The following is a 16604-nucleotide window of genomic DNA, read 5'->3' on the forward strand; positions in this document are numbered from 1 at the left end:
AACCCGCACTGGACATCAACGAAGTCGACGGCGCCTACCGCCTGGCACATGCCACAAGTTCAAGCCGTTCCTGGCGGAACAGGCGCAAGAATTCTCAACACGCATATCGCCGCTAACGTGATGTGGCGTACTGCAACACCGGCTCGGCGGAATCCACATGATCGCCGCTGATGATCGAAAGCTGTCGCGGCCGAATCTCATAACGAACTCCGTTGGACGGGTTGGTCACATCGAATCCATCGGAGACCCGCACCGCGTTACGGAGTTCGATGTTGGCCCCGTCCCGGATCCGTTCACCGCGGTAGTAGTAGCTCTGCGACCCGGTTTGGCAGATCACCGCCAGGGACTGGGCGGTTCGCACCACCGCTGCCGGAGGGTTTCCGACGTCGCATCTTGCCGGGTGGCCGACGAAGCCCAATTCGTCGGCACCATCGACCGGGCCGGACAGCGACAACGACTGCGACGCAGGCGATGTCGATGCACCCGGCACCGCGGTATCGCGTACAGATCCGGAGCCGAACGCCAAGATGCCGGCCAGCACAGCCGCGACGACCAGCATCGCCGCCGCCAGCCCGCCCACCAGAACCGGTCCCCGGCCAGACTTCTGGACCACCGGCCGTGGCGGTGGCGGGACGGGGTAAGGACTGTTGCCGGTAGCGTCCGGGTTCGGGTATTGCACCCGGAACGGCCGGGTGCGCACCGTGCGACGTGGCACAGCCGGTGCGATGGCCGCAACCGGGGCGGGAACTGGTGCCACGTTGGACCCGGCCGCCAAGCGAACCGCCGTCGCCAACTCACCTGCCGAAGCAAACCGTGCCGCAGACTGTTTGGCCATTCCGGTGGCGACGATGTCGTCGAAGGACCGGTCGATTCCCCGGCGCATGATGCTGGGTCGGGGCGGCGCCGAGAACATGTGTGCACTGATCAGCTGGTGAATCTCGGGTACCTCGAAAGGCTTTTCGCCAGTGAGACATTCGTAGAGCACGCACGTCAACGAGTAGACGTCGGTCTGCGCACCCACCCGGTCACCGGTGAACCGTTCCGGCGCCATGTAACCGCACGAGCCGAGCAACGAGCCTGTCGCCGCCGTCATACTCGGGTCACCGCCCGCCTGAGCAATGCCGAAATCGACGAGATAGGCAAAGTTGTCGGCGGTGAGGAGGATGTTTTCCGGCTTGACGTCGCGGTGTACCAGGCCGTCGGCATGCGCCGCATCCAGAGCCGAGGCCACCTGCGTCGTGATCAACGCCGCGTGTGCCGGATCGAGCGCACCGCGCTCGTGCAGCAGGTCTTTGAGGGTGCCTCCGTCGACCAGGCGCATGTCGATGAATAGCACGCCGTCGATCTGACCGAAGTCGTGCACGGGGATGACATGCGGTTCCTGCAGCCGCGCCGCCAATCGGCACTCTCGCCGGAAACGTTCCTGGTACGCCGGGTCCGCCGCCAGTTCTCGGCGCAGCAATTTGACCGCAACCATGCGCCCTCGGGCGGTGTCATAGGCCCGGTACACCTCGCCCATTCCGCCCGCGCCGATCAGGGACCGCAATTCATAGGGTCCGAACCGGGTACCGAGTAGTGAGCCGCTGTGCGGCGACGTCATGCACGTGTCCTTTCCTGGCAGATACCAGGGTTCCCATCCAGGGCCCCCGTTATTCGGCGACGATACGTAGGCTGCGATTCCATGGCGACCGGTCGCACGTCGAGCAGCAGTCGGCTGACCGTCGACGACTGGTTGCAGGCCGGCTACGCGATCATCGCCGACGAAGGCCTCAACGCACTCAAACTCGACCGCCTCTGCGCGCGACTGCACGTCACAAAAGGCAGCTTTTACTGGCACTTCGTCGACATGGCGACCTACCGTCAGACGATGATCGAATCCTGGGCCCAGCTCAAAGATGAAGACCGTCGCGATATCGAACAGCTGCGCGACATCCCGGCGCGGGACCGCCTGTCCCGGATGATGACGTCGCTGGTACAGCCGAGACAATGGTCACTGGAACGGGCCATGCGCGAATGGGCTCGCTCTGATACGGCCGTCGCCGATGCGGTCCAGAAGGCGGACCGCCGGCTACTCAGCGCAGTGCGCCAAGCATTCCGCGACTATGGCTTCGACGACGATGAAGCCGAACTGCGCGCTAACACCACCTTCGCCGCCGGCGTGGGACTGCTGCACCTGACCGGTCCGTCGCCCCGGAAATGGTTGCACCATGAGGCCTTTCTCGACTTCATGTTGCGGCAGTGAACATACCAAAAGGTATGGTGTCGCAGTGACCGTCATTTCCGACGACTTCGTGCAACGGATTCAGCAACGCGCCCGAGAGGCCGAAGAACTTCGGCGACTACCAGCTGACACCGTCAAGGAATTGCACGAGTCAGGTCTGCTCGATTTGCTCAAGCCTGCCCGATTCGGCGGTCAGCAGGCTGACTTCCAGGCGATCCTGGATCCAGTCCGCCGGCTCGCCCACGGTTGCACCTCGACCGCCTGGACAGCGGGTTTCTTCACTCTGCACAACTGGATGTTGGCACTGTTCGGCGAGCGGGCGCAGGCGGACGGTTTCGCATCCATTCCATTCCTGGCCTCCTCGCCGCTGGCCCCGACCGGGCGCGGCACACCGACTGCCGGGGGCGTCCGGCTCACCGGTCGCTGGTCGTGGGCCACCGGGGTGATGGAAGGCAACTGGACCATCGTCGGTGCGCTCTGCGGACCCGACGACGGGATTTATCCCGCGTTGGTGCTGGTGCCTGCCGAGGACTATCAGATCGTCGACGTTTGGCAGACCGACGGCATGCGCGCCACCGGCTCCAATGACATCGTGGTCGAGAACGCCTTCGTTCCCGAGCACCGACTCGTCAAGGTCACCGATATCTACGGCGGCACCGCGCCGGGAGCGCTGCTGCACGACACGACCCTCTATCGCTGGCCGATGGTGCCCGCCCTGGCATTCCTCGCGTCGATGCCGGCATTGGGTACTGCCGAGCGAGTGGTCGATCTGTTCACCGACCGGCTCTGCGAGAGCGTCATCGCCTATGAGGGCAGCAAGCAGAAAGACAGGCCCGCGGCGCAGGCGAGGCTGGGTGAAGCTCGGGTTCGGTTGCGCGCGCTACACGGTTTGGTGGCCGACACGATTAACCGGATCGAGACGCTTCTGCAAGCCGGAGAACGGGTTCCGCGTACCGTGCGGGCTGACGCCCGCTTGGCCGCCGCCCATGTCGTGACAGAATCCCGTGCGGTGGTCGGCCACCTACTCGAGGCTTCCGGCGCGAGTGCACATTTTCTGAACAATCCGCTGCAGCGGGCCAAGCGCGACATCGACGTGCTCAGCGGCCATGTGATCTTCGACTACGACGCCAGCCGAGAACTGGCCGGCGCCTTGGCAATCGGGCTTAAGATCTCACCGCTGGCCATGGTCTGAAATCCTCGTCAAGTCGATCACCTCACCGCGGTTGATGCTGACCCAGTCACGACCGTCCAGGTAGGGCCGCAAACTGCGGCCGATCAACTCGGCGTCGACGGCGGACTTGGGACGCTGAATTTCATAGACGTGCGGCAATTCCACCATGCCGGTGACGACGTTCCACAACTTGACCGCCCCGTCCCCTGTCGGCGGATCTACCAACACCGGCCCGAACAGGCACTGGCCATTGATAAACAGCGTCGGCACCCCGAAGCCTCCCGCGTCGACGACCCGTTGATGCTCGGTGTGTACCTCATCGTGGGTCGTCGAATCCGCTAGTGCCGCATCGAGAATCGTGTCGTCGACACCGATCGAAACCAACAACCTGCGGGCGACATCGGGATCATGCGGCTTGCCACCCAACGTGTGCAGTTCGTGTCCGATTGCGGCATACCAGCGATCGAGCAGGTCCATATCCGAGCGTCTCAACAACGCGCCGATCCGCATCAGCGACCAGCCGTATGACCAATCCCGTTCCCAGGGATGTTTTTTGCCCTCCACCCGGTTGATCTCTTCAAGACTGAAGAACCGCCAGTCGATGGTGATCCCCAGCTGCGCACGCACTGCACGGATCCATACCGACGTCTGGAAGGCGAACGGGCACATCGGGTCGAAGTGGAAATCGACGGTGGTCACGGCTGGCGCACCGCCACATTGGCGGTGAACGTGCATGTAGGCGGGGCATCACCGACGATGGAACCGTAATCGGCGACGAGTGTGGTCGTCCCGGCGGTCGACGCGGTGAACGTCCAGACCTCAGTGCCTGGTGCACCCACCCGGTCGGTGCTACCCCGGACGTATTCGTGACCGGTCTGCGTCAGGACCGCGCCGTCGGCGATCTTCGGATCGGGTGTCCAACGATAAGGAGTGCTGTGGTTGGCGCCCAGCGAGACCTTGAGTGTGTCGCCCACCGACAGAGTGACATCCCGAGTAATGGCGTTCTGCTTCAACACTTCGTCCATGGACACGTCGATGGCGTTGGTCGATGCCCTGCCCGGACTCGAACACCCCGATAGCATCACCAGCACGGTCGCCACCGCCAGCAGCCTGACCTTCATCAGTGCACCCTAACCGTTCACCGCCCCAGTCCGGTGCGCGCTGACCGGATCTGGTGCACCTCCGTTGCGGCACGATCATCGGTGCTACGCACTGAGTGCACTTGGATAACCCTGGCGGACAACGTGTTTGGTGAAATAGCCACAGTGCGGCAGCCATTCGCGCGCCACATCGAATACGCGTTTGCGGACGCACCGCAGCCTGGTCAGGTAACTTCAATCCGTGTTTGGCATCATTCGGCCCTGTCGTCATCATCTCGGCGGCGAACTCACCGCGGCTTGGCGCGCCCAACTGTGCGGTCTGTGCCTGGCTCTGCGTGACGACTACGGGCAAGCGGCGCGGATCGCCACCAACTACGACGGCCTGATCGTCTCGCTGCTCGTTGAAGCCCAGTCGGAGGCGGAGCCGATGCGTCGCACCGCGGGGCCCTGCCCGCTGCGCGGTATGAAACGCGCCGACGTCGCGACCGGCGAATGCGTGCGTCTGGCCGCTGTGGTGTCGCTGGCACTGGCCGCGGCGAAGGTCCGTGACCACGTGGATGACCGCGACGGCGTAGTCGGCATGGCGGGGATACGTCCGGCTGCGCGACGCGTCGCCGAACGGTGGGTCCGCCGCGGCACTGATACCGGCCGCCGCTTGGGTTTCGACACCGCCGTGCTGGTCCGCGCCATGGACCGGCAGATGCAACTCGAGGCGACCACGGGTCCGGGCAGTCCGTTGCTGACCGTCACCGAGCCGACCGAGACGGCCGTGGCCGCCGCATTCGCTCACACCGCGGTGCTGGCCGGCCGCCCTGCCAATGCGGCACCGCTGCGCGAGGTCGGACAACTCTTCGGACGGGTCGCGCATCTGCTGGACGCGGTCGAGGACTACCACGACGATTTGACACATGGAAAGTGGAATCCGTTGGCCGCCACCGGGATATCCATGGCCGAGGTCCGCACGCTGTGCGATGATGCGGTGCTGGGCATCGAACTGGCACTGGCCGATGTCGAGTTCACCGACGATCGCCTGCCGCGCCGGCTGTTGACCAAAGAAATACGCCGCTCGGTCTCACGCACCTTCGCCGGTGCCGTCCCGCGGGCCAACTACCCGTATGGCAGCCCGCACGGCGAACAGGACGGCATCAACTTCGGCGGTAACCAATACGGCATATACGGACCCGGCGGATACCCGCCTCCCGGCCAGCTTCCTCCCGAGCCGAAGAAGAAGCGGGGTTGCTGGGACCGCTGCACCGATGCCTGCTGCTGCGATTGCGATTGCGATTGCGACTGCTGCTGCGACTGCGGAGACTGCTGCGACTGCTCGTAGCCCATAGGCAAGGATGGGCAGGTGTTTGCGCTTGTCGTCATCGTCGCGCTGGTTGCCACCGTCGTCCTGGGTACGCTGCTGGGCCGCCGCTACCGCGTGGGCCCACCGGTTCTGCTCATCTTTCTCGGTGTGCTGCTGGGGCTGATTCCTCGCTTCGGCAATGTGCACATCGATGGCGAACTCGTGCTGCTGCTCTTCCTGCCGGCGATCCTGTACTGGGAGAGTCTGAACACCAGCTTCCGCGAGATCAAGGCCAACATGCGGATCATCGTGATGACCAGCATCGGACTGGTGATCGCCACCGCGTTCGCGGTGTCTTGGACCGCACGGGCGCTGGGCATGGAGTCGCATGCCGCCTCGGTGCTGGGTGCCGTGCTCTCGCCCACCGACGCTGCCGCGGTCGCCGGGCTGGCCAAGAAGCTACCGCGGCGCGCGCTGACCGTGCTGCGGGGCGAGAGCTTGATCAACGACGGCACGGCGCTGGTGCTGTTCGGGGTGACCGTCTCCGTCGCCGTCGGTGGCCACGAGGTTGGCCCGGTCGCGCTGACCGCGCGGTTCATCTACTCCTACCTCGGTGGCATCTCCGCCGGGCTGATCATCGGGTTCCTGGTGACACTATTGCGTCGCCGCATCGACGCACCGCTCGAGGAGGGGGCGCTGAGCCTGCTGACGCCGTTCGCGGCCTTCCTGCTTGCCCAATCGGTCGAATGCAGCGGTGTGGTCGCGGTGCTGGTCTCGGCTCTCGTCATCACCTATGTCAGTCCACGGGTCATCAGGGCCCGGTCGCGACTGCAGTCCTTCGCCTTCTGGGACATCTCGACGTTCCTGATCAACGGATCGCTGTGGGTGTTCGTCGGTGTGCAACTGCCCGGCGCGCTGCGCGGCATCAACGACCACGGCGACGGGCTGCGACGCGCCACAATGCTGGCACTGGCCGTCACCGGCGTGGTCATCGTCACGCGGTTCGCCTGGGTCGAACTCACCACCGTCCTGGGGCGTGCCGTCGACAAGAGCATGCGACGCCGGAGCCGGCATGTTGACTTTCGCCAACGGACCGTCACCAGCTGGGCAGGCTTTCGCGGCGCGGTGTCGCTGGCCGCAGCCCTGGCCGTACCGCTCGAAACCTACACCGGCGCACCGTTTCCCGACCGCAACCTGATCATCTTCGTCGTTTCGGTGGTGATCCTGGTGACGGTTCTGGTCCAGGGCAGCACCCTGCCCGCCGTCGTTCGGTGGGCACGGTTGCCCGAAGACGTTGACCGCGCCGACGAAGTGCAGCTGGCCCGAACGCGCGGGGCGCAGGCAGCTCTCGAGGCGTTGCCGGAAGTCGCCGCCGAACTCGACGTGGAACCGAAAATTTTGGCGCGTCTGGAAAAGGAATACCAGGAGCACGCCCTACTCGTGGCGGCCGGCGGTGACGACCCCGGCACCAACGAACTGGCAGAGAAGGTCGACCTGATCCGGGAGGTGCGTCTTCGCGTCCTGGACCGCAAACGTCAAGCCGTCACCAAACTGCGCGACCAACGACAGATTGACGACATCGTGCTGCGCGAGGTGCAGGCCACCATGGACCTGGAAGAGGTCCGACTGCTCGGACCGGCAGACGTCGAGTAGCTAGCCGGTACTACACGGAAGTCGTTTGATGCCGTGGAAGAACGAGGACCGCAGGCGCTCCGGCTCGCCGGTGACGGTGAGACCGGGCACGCCGGCGTACAGCTCTTCGATCATCACCCGCAGTTCCAGACGCGCGAGTTGAGCGCCCAGACAGAAGTGCACTCCCCCGCCACCGAATGCGGCATGACCGGCATCGGTCCGGGTGATGTCGAATTCATCGGGCCGGTCGAACACGTCCTCGTCGCGATTGGCCGACAGGTAGTGCATCAGCACCCAGTCGCCGGCGGGGATCTCTTGCCCGCCGATTTCGACATCGCAGGTGACGGTACGGCGGAAGTGCAGGACCGGCGTGGCCCAGCGCAACAGTTCCTCGACGGCAGGCTTGACCGCCGACGGGTCGCGGGCCAGCAGCGCTTGTTGTTCCGGGTGCTGCGACAACGCCAAAATGCCGTGGCTGAGCGTATTTCGGGTGGTCTCGTTGCCGGCAACGGCCAGCAGTAAGAAAAATTCGTTGAGCTGGTCGCGGTTGAGCTTCTCGCCGTCGACCTCGGCGGCCAGCAACGCCGACAGGATGTCGTCGGTCAGCCCGTGCGTGCGTCGGTGCTTCACCAATTGGTTGCAGTAGGCGAACATTTCAGCGGCGGCCTGACCCAGCGCTTCCGGGGTGGGCGCGTAGTCGGGATCTTCGATGCCCAGGCTGCCGATGGCGTTGCTCCACCGGAACACGTCCAACCTGTCTTCGGCCGGCACACCCAGTACGTCGGCGATCACCTGCAGCGACATCTCCGCGGAAATGTCTGGCACAGCGTCGAATTCACCCTTGTCGGTGATAGTGGCGACGATGTCGCGGGCGACCTTGCGCATGTGCGGTTCCAGGCGTTGCACATTGCGGACGGTGAAACCCTGGTTGATCAGCTTGCGGATCTTGACGTGGCGCGGCGGGTCGATCCCCGGCAGCATCGCCGAGGTCGGGGCTGCCTCCACCTCGACCAGCGTGTTGCCTCTGTTGCTGGTGAAGGTGTTGGTGTCGCGGCTGACCAGTCGCACGTCGGCGTGCCGGGTGAGCAGCCACGCCCGGGGCAGGCCGTGCAATTGCACCGGATGGACCGGTGCGGTGGCTCGCAGTCTCTGCAGGGCGTCGAACGGCGCGCCGACGACGAAGGTGTCGGGATCCAGCACCGTTGCGGCGTCCCGGTCGGCGGGGCCGTGTTGATTTTCGACGACCAACGAGCCGAGCTTGGGAACGGTCATGAGGAGGCCTTGATCCCGGCAATGATCACGTCGAGTCCGGCACGGAAGCGCGCGGTGGACGGGCGTTTGGACGGCCGCGTCTCATCCAGACTGACCGAACCCAGCAGATAGGTGTACAGCACCGTATGAGCGGCCGCGGCAACGGGTTTGGCGAGACCGGCCTCGGCCAGCAGCGAGCGGCTCAACCGGTCCAACCGCCGGGCCCGCTCCCCACCCCCGCCGGTCTGCAGAATGTTCGCGATGCCTGGAACCGCCAGTATCACTTCCCTTGCCGCACAATACAGTTCGGCGACCCTTTGATCCCACGGGCCGTCCTGCGGGACCGGGATGTCGGCAAGTACCGATTCTGCCAGCAGGTCCAGAGCGGCCTGTTTCCCCGGCACGTGGTAGTAGACCGACGGCACCGCCGACCCGAGTTCGGCCGCGATTCCCCGCATGGTGACGTGCTGCACGCCGACACGTCGCGCCAGAGTGTGCAGCGAGGCCACCACCTGGTCACGGTCCAGCTCCCCGTACGGACGGCGTACCGCGGAGGTCATTGAATCCTCGTTCGGATTAATTCGAGCACTGTTAGAATCTACCGCGATGAGCACCGGGACCGCAAAGCCGACTGAGTTCCACGAGGGGTGTTGCGCGGTGAGTACCTCGTGAACCGCGTCAAGGCGGGCATTTTCAGCTTCACCGCGGCGGCGCCACCCGGTGACGACGGCAGCTATCTGCGCTGGCACCTGTTGGACCACATGCCCGAGCAGTATCGGTTGCCCGGCATCGTGTACGGACTGCGCTGGATCGCCGACGGTGCCTATCCATCGGCCCGCCTGGCGTCGCACGGCCCGCTGGGCCAGATCGGCAACGCCGTGCACTACCTGGTCGGCGACCCGGTCCAGGACACGTTGGACGACTTCATCGACCTCGGTCGGACGTTGCGGGACATCGGTCGCATGCCCAGCATGCGGCCGCTGCTGCAGATCGGCGGCCTGCCTCTACTGCAGTGCCACGCCGCGCCTCAATCGGCGGTCTCCGCCGAGGTAGTGCCGTTCCGCCCGCACCGCGGCGTGTTGCTGATCGTCGAGGAACCGCGCGGCCCGCGGTTCGATCAGTGGCTGAACTGGTCTGTCGCCGAACATTATCCGGCGCTGCTGGCGGCACCCGGGACCGCGGGTGCCTGGATGTTCGGACCTACATGGAATCCGGCGCCGCGCGGCTGGCGGTCCGAGCCGCAGTACATCACTGTGGTTTACCTCGACAATGACCCGCTGGCTGTCGCGGCTGCTGTGGCACCCCTGGTCGAGGAGCGCTGGCGCTCCGATGCGGTGCAACCGTTATTTGCCGGTCCCCTGCGAAGCATGATCAGCTGGCAGGCCTGGCCCGAAGAAGATTGACCCTCAGGACTGGCCGTGCGCCCGGCGCTAGAGTTGAGCAGTGAACGTGCGCAGCGAGGTGCTGATCAGTGCAGCCGAGCTGGTCAACCTCATCGAAGCCGGCGATCCACTGACCATCCTGGACGTCCGCTGGCAACTCGGCACCCCGGACGGACTTTCGGCCTACCTGGCCGGACACCTACCCGGTGCTGTTTACGTCTCGCTCGAAGACGATCTCAGCGACCACCAGGTGGCCGGCCGGGGCCGCCATCCGTTGCCGTCGGGATTTCAGCTGCAGGCGGCCGCGCGCCGGTGGGGTATCCACCAAGGCGAGCTCATCGTCGTCTACGACGACTGGAACCGCGCCGGGTCCGCCCGCGCGTGGTGGGTGCTGACCGCGGCGGGACTGCCCAATGTGCGCATCCTGGACGGTGGATTGGCTGCGTGGCGCTCATGCGGGGGCGCAGTAGAGACCGGGCCTGTCAAACCGCCGGCCGGGAATGTGACTGTGCCACATGATGATCTGTACGCCGGCGGCCGACCAACCCTGACGGCCGAGGAAGCAGGTGCGGGCGGCGTGCAATTGTTCGATGCACGCTCTCCCGAACGTTACCGAGGCGACAGCGAGCCCGTCGACCCCGTCGCGGGCCACATTCCCGGCGCGAAGAACCTGCCGTTCGGGACACTGTTGACCCCCGAGGGCAGCTTCCTCGAGACAGAGACTATGAGAAAACACCTGTCCGACAATGGTATTGAACCGGATACGGCTGTCGGAGTGTATTGCGGGTCCGGGGTGACCGCCGCCGTGGTGGTCGCCGGGCTGGCCGCTGCCGGCTATCCGGCGGCGTTATTTCCCGGCTCGTGGTCGGAGTGGAGCTCGGACCCGACGCGTCCCGTGCAACGCTCACCCGGGTTGATCGAGGAGGCACAATGACGTCCGATCGGCGCAGCCAAGCACGGAAAAGCTTGGCAGTCATCGGGTTCGTGCTCGCCCTCACTGCCTGCGCAGCTTCTCCGAAACAATCCGGCGGGACGAGCAGTCCGGATAGGACGGATCCGCTGGCCGGAATCACGGTGCCCGATGCCTTCACTCCGTTGACAGTTGCCCCGATCAGCCGGCCGACGTTTCCGTTTCCCGGCACCGACGACAAATATCACTTGGCCTTCGACATGCAGGTCACCAACTCCAGTGCCGAACCCTCCGCCCTGACCGCCGTCGACGTCGTCGACGCCCGCGACCCCAAACGCGTGCTGGCGTCGTTCTCCGGCAACCAGCTGGTCGATCCCGCCTGCACCTTCGGCAACTGCAACCGGTTGCGGATCCTGCCAGCCGCACCCGCACCCGACTTCACCATCGCACCCGCGACGTCCAGGTCGTTGCTGCTCGATTTCCGCCTGGACAAGCTGACCGACTTCCCCCGGGCGGTGATGCTGCGGCTGCACGGAACCGGGGTGACCAATCCGGGCGCCTCCAAGGTTCCGGGCCCGATCGACATGCTGGGCGCCCCGTTCGACATCTCGGCCGGCACGCCGCGTGCCATCGCGCCGCCGGTGCGGGGCAACAATTGGGTGGCTTTCAACGGCTGCTGCGATCCCGGCTGGGCGCATCGCGACGCGATATTGCCGCTCAACATGAAACTGAACAACAGCCAGCGCTTCGCGATCGACTGGATGCGGATGAACGACCAGGGCAACTTCTATACCGGTGACCGGACCAGGAACGAGAGCTTCAGCGACTACGGCTCGGGCATCTACGCCGTGGCCGACGGAACCATCGTCTCGACGCTGGACGCTCTCGAGGCCAACGTACCCGGCATCCTGCCCGCGTCCGTGCCCGAACTGGCCGCGAAGCTGACCGTGGACAATGTCGACGGCAACCACATCATCATGGATCTCGGTAGTGGCGTCTATGCCATGTATGCCCACCTGATCCAGGGTTCGCTGATGGTCAAGCCCGGTGACCAGGTCAAGAAGGGTCAGCAGATCGCCAGATTGGGCAATACCGGCAATTCCAATGCCCCGCACCTGCATTTCCAGCTGATGAGCGGCCCGTCGTTGTTCGAGGCCGACGCCCTGCCGTACGTCATCGAAGGTTTCAGCTACCAGGGTCAGCTCGACGCGAATCAGGTGTGGAATGCCGACAACTACCTCAGCGGTTCGTTTTTCGGGCCCGCGATGCTGCCGGCACCTGTCCTGAAAACCAATCAGTTGCCCCTGCTGCTGGGCGTCGTGACCTTCCCCCACACCTAACCTCGAAAGGCCGAGATCATGGACATTTTCGTGGAATGGCACAGTGGCGGAACGGAATTGAGCTGGCGATCGACCACCGATGCCAACGACGGGCAGCGGGTCACGGTGTTTTTGCGCCGGTTCGGCAGACCGGGGGCGCCCGCATTGGTGTGCGTACACGGCTTCCCGACGTCCAGTGTCGACTACTACCCGTTGGCGCGTGCACTGAGCGAAGATTTCGAGATTTTCGCCCTCGACTTTCCCGGCTACGGTGTATCCGACAAACCACCCGAGCCGTACGTCTACTCGCTCTACGACGACGCACGACTGCTGGTCCACGCGATCACTGAGGTCTGGAAACTGACCGACTACCGCATGATCACCCATGACCGCGGAAGCAGCGTCGGCATGATCGCGGCCGGCCTGTTGGCGGAGAAGTCCGCACTGCCAGTAGATCTCATCATCACCAATGCAAACATCTACCTGCCGTTGTCCAACCTCACCGCGTTCCAACTCGCGCTGCTCGACTCCGCAACGGGACGGGCAGCCGCCGCCGAAACCACCCCGGAGCTACTGGCCGCCGGACTCGGGATCACCACCTTCATGCCGCGCCGCACCACCGGGGATGCCGAGATCTCCGCCCTGGCAAAATGCTTTGCCTACAACGACGGCATCCGTGTCCTGCCGGACACCATCCAGTATCTGCACGAGCGCGCTGCCGATGAAAAGCGTTGGCTCGAGGCTCTTTCCAAGATCCCCGTCAACGCCACTCTGGTGTGGGGCCTGCACGACACCGTAGCCCCGCTGCGGGTCGCGAACCACGTCTGGCAGGCCTACCTGCGGAATATGCCGGGCCAGAGCCGTTACTGGGTGATACCGACCGCCGATCACTACCTGCAATGTGATGCCCCGGCCGAGCTCGCTCACATCCTTCGGCTCACCGCACAGGGCAAAGACATCAACCTGCATCTGCAGACACTCGGAGACCGACCTGAGGGGGCGGTGTTGGTGGATCAGAAGGCTTAAAGTGACACCGTTGCACCGCGTTCGATCTCGATGACACGGTCCGCCCAGCCGCGACGCTGCATCTCTGCCGTGAAATCCGCCAGCGGAGAAGCGAAAACGGTGTAATCGTCGAAGTGGACCGGAATCATCTTCGGCAGGTCGAGCAGCTCGACAAGTCCGGCGCCTTGTTGCGCATCCATCGTCACGGTGAGCCCGAACGGCAATCGGGAACCGGCGGGCAGCCGGGTCCCGCCCAGGTGCAGTATGCCGACATCGATGGCATCGAACCGAACCGGAATCTCGCCCAGTTCGTCGATGAGCAAGGTATCCCCGGAAACGTAGATGCGTCGGCTCTCTGCTGCGTGGATGGAGCCGAACTCGAGCATGCTGCCCATGACCGGCGGAAGGAGCCGATTGGCCCACACCGGAGCGTGCCGGCCCGGTAGCGCCGTCACCGTGAGCTGGACGTCACCCTTGACGAGGTGGTGGGTCTGCCAGGTCGATAGTGCCGTCGCCCGGTCAAATCCTTTCGTCCGCAACCTGTTCGCCGCGGGCGGCGTGGTCAGGACCGGTAGTTCGCGATTCAGTCGTTTCGATGTCACCCGGTCCCAGTGATCCCCGTGCAGATGTGACAGCAGAACGACATCTACCGCCGGCAGCTGCTCGATGGAGAGAGCAGGCTCCTTGCGGCGCTTGGAGATCAGGCCGTGGCCGAGGTACGCGTGCTGACCCCTGTGCAGGAAATTGGGGTCGGTCAACACCGTGATCTCCCCGGCACGAATCAGCGTCGTGGCGTTTCCGACAAAGGTCACGGTGATGTCCATGATGGCTGCGTGTTCCCGCAGGAATGGAACTGAAACGCCTACTGCTGAACCAATCAGCTGAACAGCGACTGACCGATGTAGTGCCCCTGGCTGGGCGCGGGAGGTACGGCAAAGATCGCCGACCCGATGTGCCGGATGTACTCGTTCAGCAAATCGTTGGCGCCTAACCGGTTCTGCAGCCGGATGAAGTTCTGCGGATCATTCTGATAGGAGATGAACAGCAGCCCGGCGTTGAGCTGGCCGGTGGCGTCCAGTCCGTCGGTGTAGTTGTAGGAGCGACGGCGGATCATGATGCCGTTGTTGTTTTCCCGTGCGGCCAAGCCGATATGGGACAGCGGGTCGATCGCCGACTTTCCGTCCGGTCCCGTTGCCGCGAAATCCGGCGTGTCGAATTCGGCGTTGCCGCCCAGCGGTGCACCCTCCTGTTTGCTGCGACCGATGACCTGCTGCTGGTCACCGATTCGGTCGGTGTCCCAGGTTTCCAGCAGCATGCGGATTTTTCGCGCGACCTGGTAGGTACCGCCGTTCATCCAGGCCTGATCGCTGTTGTCGACCCACACGAACCGGCGGTACTGCTCGGCGGTCATCACGTTGCGAGTTCCGTCCTTGAACCCCATCAGATTTCGCGGAGTGGCCTGGCCGGGGCCGGCCGAGGCACGACCGAAACCGAGCACCTGCCACAGCGGTGCGGCGATATTGCGACCCAGGCGGGTCAGGTTGCGGGTGGCGTGGTAGCAGACCTGCGGGTCATCGGCGCAAGCCTGCACCGACACGTCGCCACCGCGTAGCCGTGGGTCCAGATAATCACCGTTGAGCGGCGGCAGGTCGGCGAACAACGCCGGCCGCTTGCCGGCAAGTCCGAACCTGTCGCCGAACACCGACGGTCCCAGCCCGACGGTGACGGTCAGACCCGCGGGACTGAGCCCGAAGGCCTCGCCGGTGTCGGCCGGTGGCTGCACTTCGACCGACGGCTGCACTGCGCCAACGGGATTGCCTTGCTGGAACACCGCGGCCGCCGCGGACCACCGGGCCAATAACGCCTGCAGGTCGGGACGTCCGGCGCCGGGGGCCAGCGAGAAGGACATGAATACGCAATAGCGCTGCGGGGGCGTCGCAATACCGCCCTGGTGCGTCTGCCCGTAAAAAGGGTAGCGGCGGCTTAGATCGACCGTGTCGTGATCGTCTCGGTCACCGCGCTCGGCCATCGCGTAACCGGCCGCCCCGCCCCCGACGGCACCGGTCAGTCCGGCGAGCATCGTGCCGCCGAGCACTCGTCGCCGCGAAACCGGTATGCTGCCAGACGGTTTCGGCGGTTCGTTGCTGTCGTCGTCGGTCATGTCAGTTCGCCGTGACCACTTTCTGGGCTACCACGGACAGGCTCTGGTGCAACGGCTGGATGACCGCGGTCAACTTCGGTGCGTCACGGGCCTGGAGTTCGTAGACGAAAGTTTGGTAGCCGCCCAACGCTGTCGGGTCGCGATACCCGGCCAGCACGGTCAGTACATCCTGAAACTGTTGGTCGATCTGCTTGACCAGATTGCTGTCGATCTTGTCCAACCCCGGTCGCAGCGCCGCGTAGGCCTGCTGAGCACCCTCCACGTTCGCGGCGAAGTCGACGAGATCGATGTGACTGAAGGCTTCTTCTTCGCCGGTGATCTTATTGTTCTGCACTTCCTCGATCAGGTCCGCCGCCCCATTTGCCAGGTCCTCAGGCCGGTACTGCAGGCTGGTGACAGTGTCCTTCAACTTGCCCACGTTGCCCAGCAATTCGGTGCTGAGCGCCTTAGTGCCGGCGGTGATGGCCCCGGCCTGCCACAGGTCACGTTCGATGGCGTGGAAGCCTTTCCAACCGACTTTCGCATCCACCGGAGTGGACTCGCGCATGTCGATCAGATAGTCGAGGTTGCCGGCGTTGTCGCCGACGGCAAACCCGGGCAGCACAAACCCCTCGACACTGGTCTCAGCACGTTCGTAGAACGGCCGCGCCCTGGCGTAGGCCGTCTTGGCCCCGTCGAGATTCCCGGCCTGGACGGCGCCATTGAGCCCCTGCACGGCGTCGTTCAACTGCTCGATCTGATTGACGATGTAGGCCGCATAATCTTTGGTGCCCTGGCCCAGGATGGTCGCCACCGTGCCGGTGGCCGGCGCCGGAGCCCGCCCGGTCACTGTCAGGGTCTGGTACTCGATTTCAGCGCCCGGGCAATAGATCTGGTACGAGCCGCCGTCCAGGGTGACGGTGAACGAGACCGAATCCAACCCTGGGGCGAGGTTCTCTTTTTCGCCGACGATGCGTTGATCTTTGAGCAACTCCACTTCGGAGATGCCCGGTGCACTCGTGTTCGACGCCGTGAATGTCACCGGTCCGGCCGGCACCGTGGTGGTGCTCAGCACGCAACGGTCCTTGCCGCTGTCGTTGGTCATCGTCACCGAGACCTGGTGGGTCCCGGACCTGGGCGGGTCGGCGTCGCCGGAACTGCACCCAGTCATGAGCACTGCTG

The 16604-nt window shown here is 64.7% G+C and carries 16 protein-coding genes; 8 read left to right on the forward strand and 8 right to left on the reverse strand.

The annotated features are described in order from the left end of the window. Window positions 1–112: 112 nt before the first annotated feature. Window positions 113–1600, reverse strand: a complete 1488-nt coding sequence (locus tag ACZYZ9_RS02480; protein WP_463824609.1) for a serine/threonine-protein kinase — start codon at window positions 1598–1600, stop codon at window positions 113–115. Window positions 1601–1681: 81 nt separating this feature from the next. Between ACZYZ9_RS02480 and ACZYZ9_RS02485 the strand changes: the two genes are divergently transcribed. After that, entirely contained in the window at window positions 1682–2242 is a 561-nt protein-coding gene (locus ACZYZ9_RS02485; RefSeq protein ID WP_463824610.1) for a TetR/AcrR family transcriptional regulator, read from the forward strand. 25 nt (window positions 2243–2267) lie between these two features. After that, window positions 2268–3413, forward strand: a complete 1146-nt coding sequence (locus tag ACZYZ9_RS02490; RefSeq protein WP_463824611.1) for an acyl-CoA dehydrogenase family protein — start codon at window positions 2268–2270, stop codon at window positions 3411–3413. Here ACZYZ9_RS02490 and ACZYZ9_RS02495 read toward each other — a convergent pair. Beyond that, window positions 3393–4091 carry a mycothiol-dependent nitroreductase Rv2466c family protein gene (locus ACZYZ9_RS02495; protein WP_463824612.1) on the reverse strand — a complete coding sequence of 233 codons (699 nt, stop codon included), beginning with the start codon at window positions 4089–4091 and terminating at the stop codon, window positions 3393–3395. The two genes, ACZYZ9_RS02490 and ACZYZ9_RS02495, sit on opposite strands and share 21 nt — an antisense overlap. Then, entirely contained in the window at window positions 4088–4513 is a 426-nt protein-coding gene (locus tag ACZYZ9_RS02500) for a protease inhibitor I42 family protein (RefSeq protein WP_463824613.1), read from the reverse strand. Before ACZYZ9_RS02500 ends, ACZYZ9_RS02495 begins: the two co-directional genes overlap by 4 nt. A 220-nt stretch (window positions 4514–4733) precedes the next feature. Here ACZYZ9_RS02500 and ACZYZ9_RS02505 point away from each other — a divergent pair, with 220 nt between their 5' ends. Together ACZYZ9_RS02505 and ACZYZ9_RS02510 are read left to right on the forward strand one after the other, a co-directional pair. Next, window positions 4734–5822 carry a DUF5685 family protein gene (locus ACZYZ9_RS02505; RefSeq protein WP_463824614.1) on the forward strand — a complete coding sequence of 363 codons (1089 nt, stop codon included), beginning with the start codon at window positions 4734–4736 and terminating at the stop codon, window positions 5820–5822. Window positions 5823–5843: 21 nt separating this feature from the next. Then, window positions 5844–7436 (forward strand): Na+/H+ antiporter, encoded by a 1593-nt coding sequence (locus ACZYZ9_RS02510; protein ID WP_463824615.1) that lies wholly within the window; start codon window positions 5844–5846, stop codon window positions 7434–7436. Here ACZYZ9_RS02510 and ACZYZ9_RS02515 read toward each other — a convergent pair whose 3' ends face one another. Then, complete coding sequence (locus ACZYZ9_RS02515) at window positions 7437–8687, reverse strand: cytochrome P450 (RefSeq protein WP_463824616.1); 1251 nt, start codon at window positions 8685–8687, stop codon at window positions 7437–7439. After that, window positions 8684–9226: a TetR/AcrR family transcriptional regulator gene (locus ACZYZ9_RS02520; RefSeq protein ID WP_463824617.1), complete on the reverse strand. Its 543-nt coding sequence runs from the start codon at window positions 9224–9226 to the stop codon at window positions 8684–8686. Before ACZYZ9_RS02520 ends, ACZYZ9_RS02515 begins: the two co-directional genes overlap by 4 nt. A 108-nt stretch (window positions 9227–9334) precedes the next feature. On the opposite strand from ACZYZ9_RS02520, the gene ACZYZ9_RS02525 reads away from it, so the two are divergent. Genes ACZYZ9_RS02525 through ACZYZ9_RS02540 form a run of 4 tightly spaced genes read left to right on the forward strand, consistent with a single transcriptional unit; the run spans window position 9335 to window position 13303 of the window. Next, the gene (locus ACZYZ9_RS02525) at window positions 9335–10069 is read left to right on the forward strand and encodes a hypothetical protein (RefSeq protein WP_463824618.1); all 735 of its coding nucleotides are present in this window, start codon (window positions 9335–9337) and stop codon (window positions 10067–10069) included. A 40-nt stretch (window positions 10070–10109) separates the two neighbouring features. After that, window positions 10110–10982 (forward strand): sulfurtransferase, encoded by an 873-nt coding sequence (locus tag ACZYZ9_RS02530; RefSeq protein WP_463824619.1) that lies wholly within the window; start codon window positions 10110–10112, stop codon window positions 10980–10982. After that, window positions 10979–12298 carry a M23 family metallopeptidase gene (locus tag ACZYZ9_RS02535; RefSeq protein ID WP_463824620.1) on the forward strand — a complete coding sequence of 440 codons (1320 nt, stop codon included), beginning with the start codon at window positions 10979–10981 and terminating at the stop codon, window positions 12296–12298. Before ACZYZ9_RS02530 ends, ACZYZ9_RS02535 begins: the two co-directional genes overlap by 4 nt. A gap of 18 nt (window positions 12299–12316) precedes the next feature. Then, on the forward strand, window positions 12317–13303 hold the full coding sequence (locus tag ACZYZ9_RS02540; RefSeq protein ID WP_463824621.1) for an alpha/beta fold hydrolase: 987 nt from the start codon (window positions 12317–12319) through the stop codon (window positions 13301–13303). Here ACZYZ9_RS02540 and ACZYZ9_RS02545 read toward each other — a convergent pair. Genes ACZYZ9_RS02545 through efeO form a run of 3 tightly spaced genes read right to left on the reverse strand, consistent with a single transcriptional unit; the run spans window position 13300 to window position 16593 of the window. Beyond that, a complete protein-coding gene (locus tag ACZYZ9_RS02545) occupies window positions 13300–14106 on the reverse strand; it encodes an MBL fold metallo-hydrolase (protein WP_463824622.1) in 807 nt (268 codons plus the stop codon). The genes ACZYZ9_RS02540 and ACZYZ9_RS02545 overlap by 4 nt on opposite strands. Before the next feature lie 53 nt (window positions 14107–14159). Next, a complete protein-coding gene (gene efeB / locus ACZYZ9_RS02550) occupies window positions 14160–15443 on the reverse strand; it encodes an iron uptake transporter deferrochelatase/peroxidase subunit (protein WP_463824623.1) in 1284 nt (427 codons plus the stop codon). A 1-nt stretch (window position 15444) separates the two neighbouring features. Further along, a complete protein-coding gene (gene efeO, locus ACZYZ9_RS02555) occupies window positions 15445–16593 on the reverse strand; it encodes an iron uptake system protein EfeO (protein ID WP_463824624.1) in 1149 nt (382 codons plus the stop codon). Window positions 16594–16604 lie beyond the last annotated feature (11 nt).

This window comes from Mycobacterium sp. IDUB_28, assembly GCF_055419285.1.